Raw genomic sequence first — 13,149 nt, 5'->3', positions numbered from 1 at the left:
TTGATGTCGTTTGTGATTTTGGTCGTACTGGGATTAATCGCAGGTACGGTTGGAAGTCTGATTGGGCTTGGCGGCGGAATTATCATCGTGCCGTCTCTTATGTTTCTAAGCGCAGTGACGCCGCTGTTTCAGGATGTAACGCCGCAGGTCGCAATTGGAACTTCGCTTTTGGTCATTATTTTTACGGGTCTTTCTTCAACTTTGGCTTATATTAAATATAAAACCGTTGATTATAAGAGCGGGCTCATTTTCTTTATCGGTTCAGGTCCCGGCAGTATTATTGGGGCTTACGTGTCAAAGCTGTTCAATTCAAACTCGTTTTCCATTTGGTTTGGCATTTTTATGATTCTTATCTCATTATCCTTAATGCTGAAGGCGAAAGCCCGGCCGGTCAATAAAGCTCATAATGGGATTATTCGGACATTTCAGGATGATGCAGGTGAGCCTTATACGTACTCATATCAGGCCCCCATTGGCATTGCGATTGCCTTTGTCGTCGGCTTTTTAGGGGGGCTTTTCGGAATAGGCGGCGGATCGCTCATGGTTCCGGCGATGATGCTGTTATTCCTGTTCCCGCCGAAGGTTGCGGTGGCAACGTCCATGTTTATTATTTTCCTGTCCTCTATGACAGGATCTGTTTCACATGTTATTTCCGGGCACGTCAATTGGCTGTATGCCCTCGCACTTGTGCCTGGTGCTTGGTTCGGCGGAAAGCTTGGCGCCGCCATCAACAGAAAAATGCAGACGAAAACGATCGTAATGATCATGCGGATCGTATTGATTTTGATCGGCTGCCAGCTCATTTATGAAGGCATTTTCAGCTGAACGATTAGGGAGAGATAATATGAAGGAGAAGCTCCGCTTATATCATACAAATGATTTGCACAGCCATTTTGAAAACTGGCCGAAAATTGTAGATTATATCGAGCAGAAAAGAAAAGAGCATCAATCAGACAGCGAAGAGACGCTCGTTTTTGATATTGGCGATCATCTTGATCGTTTTCAATTCGTGACAGAGGCGACTTTCGGAAAAGCGAATGTCGATCTCTTAAACCGTCTTCACATTGATGGAGCGGTGATCGGCAATAACGAAGGGATTACGCTTCCGCATGAAGAGCTCGCAGCCTTATATGATCATGCTGAATTTCCCGTTATCGTCTCGAATCTGTATGACAAAAATGGAAACCGTCCGTCCTGGGCTGTTCCTTACCATATCAAAACATTGAAAAACGGTATGTCCATTGCTTTCTTAGGCGTAACTGTGCCGTATTATCCCGTTTATGACAAACTGGGATGGACAGTAACAGACGCCCTTGAAAGCGTAAAGGAAACCATTCAAGAAGTGAAAGGGCAGGCTGATATCATTGTTTTACTGTCGCATTTAGGCATTCTTGATGATCAGGCGATGGCTGAAGCTGTACCTGAGATTGATGTGATCCTCGAATCGCACACCCATCATTTGCTTGAAGATGGACAAGAGGTAAACGGCGTATTACTTGCCAGCGCCGAGAAATACGGGCATTATGTCGGCTGTGTAGAAATCACGGTGGACAGCATACAGCGAAGCATCATCAGCAAAACAGCGTCAGTACAGAATATGGCGGAATGGACAGGAGAATCAGCAGAAACAAAAGCGTTTCTTCATGAAAAAGAACATGAAGCCGAGGATAAGATGTCCGAGGCCGTTGCGGAGCTCGCGCAAGATGCTGAGGTGAAGTGGTTTGAAGAATCAGAGCTGCCTTTGCTTTTGGCATACGCATTAAAGGAATGGTGCGGGACGGACATCAGTATGGTGAATTCCGGTGTCATTCTCGGTCCGCTGAAAGCGGGTCCTGTGACGAAGCTGGATTTGCACCGCATCTGCCCTCATCCGATCAACCCGGTAGCTGTCCGCCTGACGGGAGAAGAACTGAAAGAGACCATTGTCCATGCGGCTTCCGAACAAGTGGAGCAGCTCCGGATCAAAGGACTCGGCTTCCGCGGAGAAGTAATGGGAAAAATGGTGTACGCGGGTGTTGATGTAGAAACGAAACGGCTGGATGACGGAATCACGCATGTCACACGGATCACGCTGAACGGGGAAGAGATTGAAAAACATAAACAATACTCTATTGCGGTGCTTGACATGTTTACGCTCGGCAGACTGTTTCCGATCATCCGCGACGCCGCAGAAAAAGAATATTTTATGCCGGAGTTTTTACGGGATCTGCTCGCTTGGAAGCTCGCGCAATAAGGAGGTCAGCCCACAACAAGCTGTGCCCTTCATCATAAAGTGAAGATGAAGGGAGTGGTTGACGTGGTAAATCTGACACCAATCATGATAGAAGGACAGCCTTTTACAGCTGTGACAGTGAAGCTTCCAAAAACGAATTTTATGGCGGTCACAAATGATCACGGATACATTATGTGCGGCGCGCTTGATGTGGCGCTGCTGAATGAAAAATTAAAGGAGCGGGGCATTGTGGCGGGGCGCGCAGTTGGTGTACGCACCATTGACCAGCTGTTAGATGCACCTTTAGAATCCGTCACGTACGCCGCGGAAGATCTCGGCATCCATGCCGGCATGAGCGGCAGAGAAGCACTTTTAAAAATGGCGAAATAAAATAATTTGGCCCGGCTATTACTATGTCCCCTCTTACAAGCATACATTGTGATATGTAAGGGGGGATTTTCTTGCCAAGATATCGCGGCCCTTTTCGCAAGAGAGGACCTTTGCCTTTCCGGTATGTGATGCTTCTGTCAGTTGTCTTTTTTATCCTGTCAACTACAGTCAGCCTTTGGATGATCAATGGCTCGATCAAACCTGTTTTAATGAGCATCGGGGAGATGGAAACGAAGCGTATAGCGACAGAGGTGATCCAGGATTCGATTGAGGATTATATGTCTGACAGTGAGAATATGAAAGATATGTTTCAAATGAATTCTGATGAAAACGGAAACTTAACGACAATCGATTTTAATACACAGGTCGTAAACAGTGTGAAAACAAAAGTAACAAAGCAGCTTCAAGCTCATCTGAAAGAGATGGAAACCCACACCGGACACAGCGGCGCCAGTGAAAATATTATGATCAACATTCCGCTGGGACAGGTAACCGGCAACAGCCTACTCGGAAACCTCGGGCCGAAAATCCCAGTCCGGTTCAATTTAATCGGTGACGCTTTTACAGATGTCAAAACCAAAATCAAGCCGTATGGCATAAATAATGCACTTATTGATATCAGCATCTTTGTTGAAATTAAAGTGAAGGTCATCATTCCGTTTGCAAGCAAAACCGCTGTCGTCACAAATAATGTTCCTGTATCGATTAAAGCAGTACAGGGCGAAGTGCCGCAGTTTTATAACGGAAGCGGCGGCTCAGGTGTCACGCCTTCTGTCCAGCTCCCAAGCACAAAAGAAGAGGACAGTGCCGAATCGAAAAATGAAAAAAGCAGCAAATAAGCCGCCTGTCGAAGAGGCGGCTTTTCGTTATTTCTTTTTTTTGTATTCATACCGCTCCCACGCTCGCAAATGCGGGTACGGATCAAACGACCATTCGGTTTTTCCGTTATCTTTATACATCCCGTAGTGAAGGTGCGGCGGGAACTTACCAGCTGTTCCCGGCGGGCCGTATCCTGAGCTGCCGACAGATCCGATCACTTGGCCAGGCTCAACGATTTGTCCTGTTTTAATCCCTTTGGCAAACCCATTGAGATGGGCAAAATAATGATACGTATTGTTAATGTCTCTGATGCCGATTCTCCATCCTCCGAAGCGGTTCCAGCCCTTCATTTCAACTACGCCGTAACAGGTTGATTTGACAGGAAGGCCGTAATGGGCAAAGATATCCGTGCCTTCATGAATCCGTCTCCCCCCGAAGCCGCGGGCATCACCCCATGTGCTGCGATAGCTGTAATCGGTTCTGATCGGAAGCGGAAACGCATGCTCGCCCAGATCAATATGACCGTAAGCTTTAAACAGTTTCATGAATTCAGATATGATCCCGACCGTCTGATCACGCCTGTAATAATTCCAAAGCCCGATACGGATATTGTCCTCATCTGTGCCATACGACAGCAAGTATTGGCTGAATGTATACAAAATATCTTCGTCATTGCTGACCTCGGCTTTTCCATCTCCGTCACCATCCATTCCGATTCCGTCAAACACTTTAATGCTTAACGGCGCATCGTCTTTCGGATTCGGGTTTTCAGGCCCGCTCCAGATTTCATCCGGTATATAGATGCTGATGATTCCCGCTTTGTCAGGCAGATCTTTTCGGTTGCTTCGCACATTTTCCTCGTACTGGTCTACTGCGGCGAGCGCATACCAAGGAATCTGCGTCACAGCTTCGACTTTATGATATAATTCCATCCGTTTTGACAGTACTGGATCTGAAAGCTTTTTTCCAGATGCCGAAGGCTCATACGCAAACAAAAGGAGAAGAAGAGCGGATAACAAAACTTTCACAAAATAATCTCCTTTCATATTGAATACACATAGTTTGCGGCAAGCTGGCTTAAAAATGTCAGTAATGATCTTCCCTTGTCGAGAAATTTTTCCTATGTTAAAGTGTCTAAAGAAAAGACTTTCTTTAGTTAGAAAAACATTATTTTTGTTGCAGAAATAAAACCTGCACCTTTCTCGTTTTCAGAATGTTTCGTGTCAGAAATTGAGTATATTGGATATTGGAGATGATGGGAATTGGCAAAGAAAGACGAACACCTCAGAAAGCCCGAATGGCTCAAAATCAAATTAAATACAAATGAAAACTATACAGGGCTCAAAAAACTTATGCGGGAAAACAATCTGCATACCGTATGCGAAGAAGCAAAATGTCCGAATATTCATGAATGCTGGGCGGTCAGACGTACAGCGACATTTATGATTTTAGGTTCTGTTTGTACAAGAGCATGCCGTTTCTGTGCTGTCAAAACGGGCCTTCCGACTGAGCTTGATCTGCAGGAGCCGGAACGCGTAGCGGATTCTGTTGCGCTTATGAATCTGAAACACGCGGTCATTACAGCTGTTGCGCGTGACGACCAGAAAGACGGCGGGGCAGGCATTTTCGCGGAAACTGTCCGTGCGATCCGCAGAAAAAGCCCGTTCACAACAATTGAGGTGCTGCCGTCTGATATGGGCGGAAACTACGATAACCTGAAAACCTTGATGGATACACGCCCAGACATCCTGAATCACAATATCGAAACGGTTCGCCGCCTGACGCCAAGAGTCCGCGCGCGCGCGACGTACGACCGTTCGTTGGAATTTTTGCGCCGTGCGAAGGAAATGCAGCCTGACATTCCGACAAAATCAAGCATCATGATCGGACTCGGCGAAACGAAGGAAGAAATTATTGAAGTCATGGACGACCTCTTGGCAAACAACGTGGATATTATGGCAATCGGCCAATATCTGCAACCGACGAAAAAACACTTGAAAGTCCAAAAATACTATCACCCTGATGAATTTGCTGAATTAAAGGAAATCGCGATGCAAAAAGGCTTCAGCCACTGCGAAGCCGGCCCGCTTGTCCGTTCTTCTTACCATGCGGATGAACAGGTGAACGAAGCATCTAAAAAGCGCCAAGCACAAGCATAATGCCAAAACGCCAGATCATCTGGCGTTTTTGTCATTCCTATCGATTTTCATGTCCTGACGGGTTTCTCCGTTGGCATTTTCATTTTCTGAGACGGGGTTTCCTTGCGGGGAGGTTTTCATTTCTTGAATCGTCCCCGACATGATCTCTCTGATATCCCTTGAACCGGATCCGAGATTGCTGTAATTTTCGATTGACTGCATATGGTTTGGATTATCGGAAATATACACATGATAGTACCGCGGTATCACAGAAGCAGCGGTTTTCTTCACCTGATCGGCGGTCAGTTCGCGATCTTTTGAATCGGTTTTATACACGACAAGCGCTTCTTGATCGGTCACCAATGTTGCAGCATCTTGAATATGGGGGAGCTGAACCGTTAAACTTGATATCATGTGAGCGGTTTCTTCCCGGTTCATCACCGGCGTTTTCTGCTGTTCGCCGTCAAATTGTTCTTTTTGATAGCGGACATAGCCAAATTGTTCATTCTCATCATGCCGGTTAAAAGCCTCGTTGCGATCAGATACATGAATTGGTCTGGTTTGATTCTGCGTCTGATTCCTGACATTTTGCCCGGCATTGTCCAATCCTGCACCTCCGCACCCGGATAAAAGCACGGTCAACAGGCAGAGGCTGACAGCAGTTCGTTTCATTTAAATCCCTCCTCATGTGTAGGGTAGCCAAATTGCATGATTTATTCTTTAGCAATTGATGGGGACGGGGCAATGAATTATGATAGGAATGAGTGAAAAAGAGGTGAGATCATGATTCTTATTCAAAATGCCGAATTTGAATTGGTGCACAATTTCAAAGACGGCTTCAATGAAGAGGCTTTTAAAGCCCGCTACTCCGATATTTTAAATAAATACGATTATATTGTGGGAGACTGGGGATACGGTCAGCTCAGGCTCAAGGGCTTCTTTGACGACCAGAATCAAAAGGCAACCTTCGAAACGAAAATCAGTACATTGGATGAATACATTTACGAATACTGCAATTTCGGCTGTGCGTATTTTGTCTTGAAACGGATCAGAAAATAAATATACACAAAAGGGGATGCTGTCATGTATTTTGTTGACAGAAATAAGATCGAGCAAACACTCGGGTTCTTTGAGCACCAGCTGTCGTTTTTTAACTCGCAACTAGACTGGCAGTCTGAAATCGGGGGACTGGCACTTGAGCGTATAGGCCATCTGTTAATCGAATGCATTTTGGATACAGGCAATGACATGATTGACGGTTTTATTATGCGGGACCCGGGCAGCTATGATGACATTATGGACATACTTGTTGATGAAAAAGTTGTCACGGAACAAGAGGGAACTGAGCTTAAGAAATTGATCGCCTACCGCAAAACATTGGTTCAGCAGTACCTGCTCGCTGACAGCGACGAGCTTTACAGGCTGATCACGGCACATCAGACAGCTCTTCAAAACTTCCCGAAACGGATCAGAAGCTACTTGGAAACAGAGCTTGGTCCTGTTTCTGCGTTTAAATAACAACTGGAAAGCCACAGGAGTGTTGGAAATGAAAACATATAAAGGGTATTTAATTGATTTAGACGGAACGATGTACAATGGCACGGAAAAAATTGAGGAAGCGTGTGAATTTGTCAGAACGCTGAAAGATCGCGGCGTTCCTTATCTTTTCGTGACAAACAATTCTTCGCGGACACCGAAGCAGGTAGCGGACAAGCTTGTGTCTTTTGATATTCCCGCAACGGAAGAGCAGGTCTTCACGACCAGCATGGCGACTGCCCAGCATATCGCCCAGCAGAAAAAAGACGCGTCTGTATATGTGATCGGGGAAGAAGGCATCCGCCAGGCGATTGAAGAAAACGGCCTGACATTTGGCGGGGAAAACGCGGATTATGTCGTTGTCGGTATTGACCGTTCCATTACATACGAAAAATTTGCTGTCGGCTGCCTGGCAATCAGAAATGGCGCCCGCTTTATTTCTACAAACGGAGATATTGCGATCCCGACTGAAAGAGGCCTCCTGCCTGGAAACGGCTCACTGACATCTGTATTAACCGTATCCACAGGCGTACAGCCGGTATTTATCGGCAAGTCGGAATCAATCATCATGGAGCAGGCGATGCGCGTTCTAGGCACAGATGTATCCGAAACACTCATGGTCGGCGACAACTACGCGACCGACATTATGGCCGGCATTAACGCCGGTATGGATACGCTGCTCGTTCACACAGGCGTAACGAAAAGAGAGCATATGACAGACGATATGGAAAAACCGACTCACGCCATTGACTCTCTGACTGAATGGATTCCATACATTTAAAAAGGGCACCCAAAAGGGTGCCCTTATTCTGTATGCCGCGCACGGTGTGCGAGCCTGCTTGAGGCCGCGGCGGAAATCGCGCCGACGATGTCATCTAAAAAGGTATGGCATTCGCCGGTTGATTTATCATTTAACTGTTTAAGGATTCCGGGTTTTTCTTTGTCGATGTAACCATAGTTCGTAAACCCGATCGATCCGTAAATGTTCACGATGGAAAATGCCAGAACTTCATCTACTCCGTATAGGCTTTCATCGGTTTCCAGCATCGTTTGCAGCGGTTCAGACAGTTTTTTCTGCTCAGCAAGAACATCCAATTCAATGCCCGTTAAAATCGCGTTTTGCACCTCGCGTTTTGCGAGAACGCGATTGACGTTCAACGTGCATTCATCAATGGTTAAATCCGGATGATATTTTTTCTGCAGAAAAAAGACAAGCTCGGCAATGTCTGATACCTCAACGCCGCGCTCCTTCATCCGTGCTCTTGCTTTTGCTTCCATCTGATTGATTTGTTCGTTTTCTGACATCAGCTTCACCCAATCTTTTTTACTAGTTTATACAAAATGTTTGAGATGTTTACGACTTTTTCTTGCGCCTTCGTCGGATTAAAATATGTATTCATAATTCCGGACGTGTATGACTACGATGTGATGAGCCCTAATTCAACAGGCAGGTGATCATTGTGAAAGGTACAATAAAAGAAAAATACGGTATTCACATCAGGCAGCTTTCGATGTACCAGCACACATATCAATGCTTTCAGACACCGAATTCATTCTTTCTGATTGTCCCCGTTTCCCAATTCTCAGAGACAGAGCTGGCAGAGCTTTATTACATGAGTCAGTATTTACAAGAACAAAGTGACCCATACGTTTCGGTTTTTATCTTTACAAAAGAAGGTGAGCTGACGTTTGAACATGAGGGGAAAACGTACGCTCTGCTGAAGGCGGCACCCCCTTTTTCAAACCGTGCGTTCTCCATTGGACAGGAGCTGGCGGAATTTCACCGAAAAGGCAGAGGGTATCCGTATGAAGTGAAGGCAGCCGGAAGAATCGGCCAGTGGAAGGATCTGTGGGGAAAACGCATTGATCAGCTGGAGGTGTTTTGGCAGCGAAAGGTTCATACCCCACCTCATGAGCCATTCGATAAAAAAATGATCGAATCATTTCCATATTATTTAGGGCTGTCAGAAAACGCGATACAATATTTAGTGGACACTGAGCTGGATGACAAGCCCCAAGCCGCTGATTCAGGAACGATATGCCATCAGCGGATGGAAAGACATACATGGTCACCCGAATCCCTGATCAGGATTCCTGCGGATTGGGTATTTGACCACGCCTCACGTGATTTGGCTGAATATATGAGGCATACGTTTTTGCATCACAGACAAGATTTTAATCAACAAGGCTTTCACTTTTTGCAGGAATACGAACAAGTTACGCCGCTGTCTTCGTTTTCAAAACGTCTATTATACAGCCGCCTGCTCTTTCCGCTTCATTATTTTGAAATCGTGGAGAGCTACTACATGTCATCAGAATCAGAAAAGCATTATTGCGAAGAGCAGCTTGACTTCATTCTTAGTGACTGCGGACGCTATGAGCAATTTCTCAATACAGCGCAGGAATTCATGAACATGCGGGCGCAAAAGCCATTTGTTCCCCGCGTGAACTGGCTCGGTAAAGGCAGCCCAAGGTGAGGAGAAAATCTGACAAAAATAATTAGAAAATAAAGAATCTTGTCATATCAATATGTTAAGCGTTTACATTCTTAAAATTCAGCCGATTGCTATCTTGTCAAAACAGGAGTGGGCTTATATAATGTTTGTAACTTATATGTCTGTGTTGAGTTAACAATTGTCTTTTTCAAGAGGACAATCAAAAGAAAGGTGGAGTTTTTTTGAAAGCAATTCGTGTAGGGCTTTTAGGTTTAGGTACCGTCGGAAGCGGTGTCGTTAAAATTATTCAAGACCATCAGGATAAGCTGATGCATCAGGTCGGCTGTCCGGTTACGATAAAAAAAGTGCTTGTAAAAGATCTAGAGAAAAAGAGAGAAGTAGATTTGCCGAAGGAAGTGCTCACGACAGAAGTGTATGATGTCATTGATGATCCAGATGTTGATGTCGTCATCGAGGTGATCGGCGGAGTTGAACAGACAAAACAATATTTGGTCGACGCGCTGAGATCGAAAAAGCATGTTGTCACAGCAAACAAAGATTTAATGGCTGTGTACGGATCCGAGCTGCTTGCGGAAGCGAAGGAAAATGGCTGCGATATCTACTTTGAAGCCAGTGTTGCCGGCGGGATTCCGATTCTGCGCACGTTAGAGGAAGGCCTCTCATCAGACCGAATTACAAAAATGATGGGGATCGTGAACGGAACAACGAACTTTATCTTAACAAAAATGATCAAAGAAAAAAGCCCTTATGAGGAAGTGCTCAAGGAAGCGCAGGATCTCGGCTTTGCCGAAGCTGACCCGACTTCAGACGTGGAAGGGCTAGACGCCGCACGGAAAATGGCAATCTTGGCGCGCCTCGGCTTCTCAATGAATGTCGATCTGGAAGACGTCAAAGTAAAGGGTATCTCTCAAATTACAGATGAGGATATCAGTTTCAGCAAACGCCTAGGCTACACGATGAAACTGATCGGGATTGCTCAGCGTGATGGCAGCAAAATTGAAGTCAGCGTACAGCCGACATTGCTTCCTGATCACCATCCGCTTTCTGCTGTGCATAATGAGTTTAACGCCGTTTATGTATACGGAGAGGCCGTCGGTGAGACGATGTTCTACGGGCCGGGAGCCGGAAGCATGCCGACTGCGACATCTGTTGTTTCTGACCTTGTCGCGGTTATGAAAAACATGCGCCTCGGCGTAACTGGCAACAGCTTTGTCGGACCGCAATACGAGAAAAACATGAAGTCGCCGTCTGACATTTACGCACAGCAATTCTTAAGAATTCACGTCAAAGACCAGGTCGGTTCATTCTCGAAAATTACGTCTGTGTTCTCGGAACGGGGCGTAAGCTTTGAAAAGATCCTGCAGCTGCCGATTAAAGGTCATGATGAGTTAGCGGAAATTGTAATTGTCACGCACCATACATCAGAAGCTGATTTCAGTGATATCCTGCAAAACCTAAATGATTTGGAAGTCGTTCAAGAAGTTAAGAGCACATATCGTGTAGAAGGGAACGGTTGGAGCTAATGTGGAAAGGGCTTATCCATCAATATAAAGAATTTTTACCTGTAACAGATCAAACACCGGCGCTTACATTACATGAAGGAAACACACCTCTTATTCACCTGCCGAAACTGTCTGAGCAGCTCGGAATTGAGCTTCATGTCAAAACAGAAGGCGTCAACCCTACGGGATCATTTAAAGACCGCGGAATGGTCATGGCTGTGGCGAAAGCAAAAGAAGAAGGCAACGATACGATTATGTGCGCGTCAACAGGAAACACGTCTGCTGCTGCAGCTGCTTATGCAGCCCGAGCTAACATGAAATGCATCGTCATCATCCCGAACGGAAAAATCGCGTTCGGAAAACTCGCTCAGGCTGTTATGTACGGAGCCGAGATTATTGCAATCGACGGAAACTTTGACGACGCGCTTAAAATTGTCCGTTCCATCTGTGAGAAATCACCGATTGCCCTTGTCAACTCAGTCAACCCTTACCGCCTTGAAGGCCAAAAAACAGCAGCCTTTGAAGTGTGCGAGCAGCTGGGCGGAGCACCGGATGTTTTAGCGATTCCGGTCGGAAACGCAGGCAATATCTCAGCGTATTGGAAGGGCTTCAAGGAATATCATGAGAAAAAAGGCACAGGCCTTCCGAAAATGCGCGGGTTTGAAGCTGAAGGCGCAGCGGCAATCGTTCGCAATGAAGTAATTGAAAATCCGGAAACAATAGCAACAGCCATCCGTATCGGAAACCCGGCAAGCTGGGACAAAGCTGTAAAGGCAGCTGAGGAATCCAACGGGAAAATTGACGAAGTCACTGATGATGAAATCCTTCACGCTTATCAGCTGATCGCCCGTGAAGAAGGCGTGTTTGCAGAACCGGGATCTTGCGCTTCCATCGCCGGCATTCTGAAACAGGTGAAATCCGGAGAAATTCCGAAAGGCAGCAAGGTTGTCGCTGTGTTAACAGGAAACGGACTGAAAGATCCGAATACAGCGGTCGACATTTCAGAAATCAAGCCGATCACACTGCCGACGAATGAAGACAGCATCCTTGAATATTTAAAAGGAGCGGCCCGTGTATGAACGAAGCCGACATGCTGTTCACTGTCACTGTTCCCGGAAGCACGGCTAACCTAGGCCCCGGCTTCGATTCGGTTGGAATGGCGCTCAGCAGATATTTGAAGCTGACCGTCTTTGAGAGCGACAAATGGTCTTTTGAAGCTGAAACAGAAACAGTCGCCGGAATCCCGGCGGGTACAGATAATCTGATCTATCAAGTGGCGAAACGGACAGCAGATTTGTATGGCAAAGAAATGCCTCCTGTCCATGTAAAGGTGTGGAGTGACATCCCGCTCGCACGCGGCCTTGGCAGCAGCGCTGCAGCGATTGTAGCAGCCGTTGAACTGGCTGATGAATTATGCGGCTTAAAGCTGACTGAAGCGGACAAGCTGCATTTAGCCAGTCTTGAAGAAGGACACCCGGATAATGCGGGCGCTTCTCTCGTTGGCGGACTTGTCATCGGCCTTCATGAAGATGACGAGACACAAATGATCCGCGTCCCCGATGCTGACATTGATGTTGTCGTTGTCATTCCTTTTTACGAAGTGCTGACAAGAGACGCAAGAGACGTACTTCCGAAAGAGTTTCCGTATGCGGACGCTGTAAAAGCAAGTGCAGTCAGCAATATACTCATTGCTGCCATCATGTCCAAGGATTGGCCGCGCGTCGGAAAAATCATGAAGAAGGATATGTTCCATCAGCCGTACCGGGCGATGCTTGTCCCTGAGCTGTCAAAAGTAGAACACGTCGCCGAGATGAAGGGCGCATACGGAACGGCTCTCAGCGGGGCAGGCCCGACGATTCTCGTTATGACTGAAAAAGGAAAGGGAGAAGAGCTCAAAGAACAGCTCGCGCTTCATTTCCCTCATTGTGAAGTCGACGCTTTGACCGTTCCGAAAGAGGGAAGTATAATAGAGCGAAATCCTTTATATCAAGTGAAAAGTGTATAGATCATGCCAAGCGTCCCTCAGCATCAGCGGAGGGCGCTTTTTTTCTGCTGGAGATAAAGGAGTTTTTATTTAGAAAAACGAAATAGTTGTA

The 13,149-nt window shown here is 46.3% G+C and carries 15 protein-coding genes; 12 read left to right on the top strand and 3 right to left on the bottom strand.

Going from position 1 to position 13,149, the window contains the following annotated elements; all coding sequences use genetic code 11:
• The first annotated feature begins 3 nt into the window (after positions 1-3).
• From M0696_RS16290 to yunB, 4 genes are all read left to right on the top strand, one after another.
• Positions 4-825 (top strand): sulfite exporter TauE/SafE family protein, encoded by an 822-nt coding sequence (locus M0696_RS16290; protein ID WP_222141975.1) that lies wholly within the window; start codon positions 4-6, stop codon positions 823-825.
• Positions 826-844: 19 nt separating this feature from the next.
• Complete coding sequence (locus M0696_RS16285; RefSeq protein WP_222141974.1) at positions 845-2,233, top strand: bifunctional metallophosphatase/5'-nucleotidase; 1,389 nt, start codon at positions 845-847, stop codon at positions 2,231-2,233.
• 63 nt (positions 2,234-2,296) lie between these two features.
• The gene (locus M0696_RS16280; protein ID WP_166848738.1) at positions 2,297-2,602 is read left to right on the top strand and encodes a YunC family protein; all 306 of its coding nucleotides are present in this window, start codon (positions 2,297-2,299) and stop codon (positions 2,600-2,602) included.
• A gap of 71 nt (positions 2,603-2,673) precedes the next feature.
• Positions 2,674-3,441, top strand: a complete 768-nt coding sequence (gene yunB / locus M0696_RS16275; protein ID WP_222141973.1) for a sporulation protein YunB — start codon at positions 2,674-2,676, stop codon at positions 3,439-3,441.
• Positions 3,442-3,468: 27 nt separating this feature from the next.
• Here the strand turns inward: yunB and lytH are convergent, their stop codons facing one another.
• Positions 3,469-4,449, bottom strand: a complete 981-nt coding sequence (lytH, locus tag M0696_RS16270) for an L-Ala--D-Glu endopeptidase (protein ID WP_166848743.1) — start codon at positions 4,447-4,449, stop codon at positions 3,469-3,471.
• Positions 4,450-4,683: 234 nt separating this feature from the next.
• Between lytH and lipA the strand changes: the two genes are divergently transcribed.
• The gene (gene lipA / locus M0696_RS16265) at positions 4,684-5,580 is read left to right on the top strand and encodes a lipoyl synthase (protein ID WP_003222888.1); all 897 of its coding nucleotides are present in this window, start codon (positions 4,684-4,686) and stop codon (positions 5,578-5,580) included.
• Positions 5,581-5,595: 15 nt separating this feature from the next.
• Here lipA and M0696_RS16260 read toward each other — a convergent pair whose 3' ends face one another.
• The gene (locus tag M0696_RS16260; protein WP_166848746.1) at positions 5,596-6,231 is read right to left on the bottom strand and encodes a YhcN/YlaJ family sporulation lipoprotein; all 636 of its coding nucleotides are present in this window, start codon (positions 6,229-6,231) and stop codon (positions 5,596-5,598) included.
• A 111-nt stretch (positions 6,232-6,342) separates the two neighbouring features.
• Here M0696_RS16260 and M0696_RS16255 point away from each other — a divergent pair, with 111 nt between their 5' ends.
• The 3 genes from M0696_RS16255 to nucF are packed head-to-tail and all read left to right on the top strand — an operon-like array spanning position 6,343 to position 7,876.
• The gene (locus M0696_RS16255) at positions 6,343-6,618 is read left to right on the top strand and encodes a YutD family protein (RefSeq protein ID WP_003228682.1); all 276 of its coding nucleotides are present in this window, start codon (positions 6,343-6,345) and stop codon (positions 6,616-6,618) included.
• A 24-nt stretch (positions 6,619-6,642) separates the two neighbouring features.
• Positions 6,643-7,077: a DUF86 domain-containing protein gene (locus M0696_RS16250; RefSeq protein WP_222141972.1), complete on the top strand. Its 435-nt coding sequence runs from the start codon at positions 6,643-6,645 to the stop codon at positions 7,075-7,077.
• Positions 7,078-7,105: 28 nt separating this feature from the next.
• Positions 7,106-7,876, top strand: a complete 771-nt coding sequence (gene nucF, locus M0696_RS16245) for a 5' nucleotidase NucF (protein WP_248602160.1) — start codon at positions 7,106-7,108, stop codon at positions 7,874-7,876.
• A 23-nt stretch (positions 7,877-7,899) separates the two neighbouring features.
• Here the strand turns inward: nucF and M0696_RS16240 are convergent, their stop codons facing one another.
• Positions 7,900-8,400: a phosphatidylglycerophosphatase A family protein gene (locus tag M0696_RS16240; protein WP_222141970.1), complete on the bottom strand. Its 501-nt coding sequence runs from the start codon at positions 8,398-8,400 to the stop codon at positions 7,900-7,902.
• A gap of 152 nt (positions 8,401-8,552) precedes the next feature.
• On the opposite strand from M0696_RS16240, the gene cotNH reads away from it, so the two are divergent.
• From cotNH to thrB, 4 genes are all read left to right on the top strand, one after another.
• Entirely contained in the window at positions 8,553-9,572 is a 1,020-nt protein-coding gene (cotNH, locus tag M0696_RS16235) for a spore coat-associated protein CotNH (protein ID WP_166854598.1), read from the top strand.
• Positions 9,573-9,772: 200 nt separating this feature from the next.
• Positions 9,773-11,074 (top strand): homoserine dehydrogenase, encoded by a 1,302-nt coding sequence (locus M0696_RS16230; RefSeq protein ID WP_166848757.1) that lies wholly within the window; start codon positions 9,773-9,775, stop codon positions 11,072-11,074.
• Entirely contained in the window at positions 11,074-12,132 is a 1,059-nt protein-coding gene (gene thrC, locus M0696_RS16225) for a threonine synthase (protein WP_166854599.1), read from the top strand. The genes M0696_RS16230 and thrC overlap by 1 nt, the downstream gene beginning before the upstream one ends.
• Positions 12,129-13,058: a homoserine kinase gene (gene thrB, locus M0696_RS16220; protein ID WP_166848760.1), complete on the top strand. Its 930-nt coding sequence runs from the start codon at positions 12,129-12,131 to the stop codon at positions 13,056-13,058. The genes thrC and thrB overlap by 4 nt, the downstream gene beginning before the upstream one ends.
• Positions 13,059-13,149: the final 91 nt, after the last annotated feature.

The sequence above is a fragment of the Bacillus rugosus genome (assembly GCF_023238245.1).
GTDB lineage: Bacteria > Bacillota > Bacilli > Bacillales > Bacillaceae > Bacillus > Bacillus rugosus.
Note: the sequence above shows the minus strand (reverse complement) of the source record. Positions and strands in the feature narration are given on the sequence as shown.

Bases quoted from the DNA above. Each gene is read 5' to 3' on its own strand.
- M0696_RS16290 (WP_222141975.1), top strand. From the start codon at position 4: ATGTCGTTTGTGATTTTGGTCGTACTGGGATTAATCGCAGGTACGGTT.
- M0696_RS16285 (WP_222141974.1), top strand. From the start codon at position 845: ATGAAGGAGAAGCTCCGCTTATATCATACAAATGATTTGCACAGCCAT.
- M0696_RS16260 (WP_166848746.1), bottom strand. From the start codon at position 6,231: ATGAAACGAACTGCTGTCAGCCTCTGCCTGTTGACCGTGCTTTTATCC.
- M0696_RS16255 (WP_003228682.1), top strand. From the start codon at position 6,343: ATGATTCTTATTCAAAATGCCGAATTTGAATTGGTGCACAATTTCAAA.
- M0696_RS16250 (WP_222141972.1), top strand. From the start codon at position 6,643: ATGTATTTTGTTGACAGAAATAAGATCGAGCAAACACTCGGGTTCTTT.
- nucF (WP_248602160.1), top strand. From the start codon at position 7,106: ATGAAAACATATAAAGGGTATTTAATTGATTTAGACGGAACGATGTAC.
- M0696_RS16240 (WP_222141970.1), bottom strand. From the start codon at position 8,400: ATGTCAGAAAACGAACAAATCAATCAGATGGAAGCAAAAGCAAGAGCA.
- thrC (WP_166854599.1), top strand. From the start codon at position 11,074: ATGTGGAAAGGGCTTATCCATCAATATAAAGAATTTTTACCTGTAACA.
- thrB (WP_166848760.1), top strand. From the start codon at position 12,129: ATGAACGAAGCCGACATGCTGTTCACTGTCACTGTTCCCGGAAGCACG.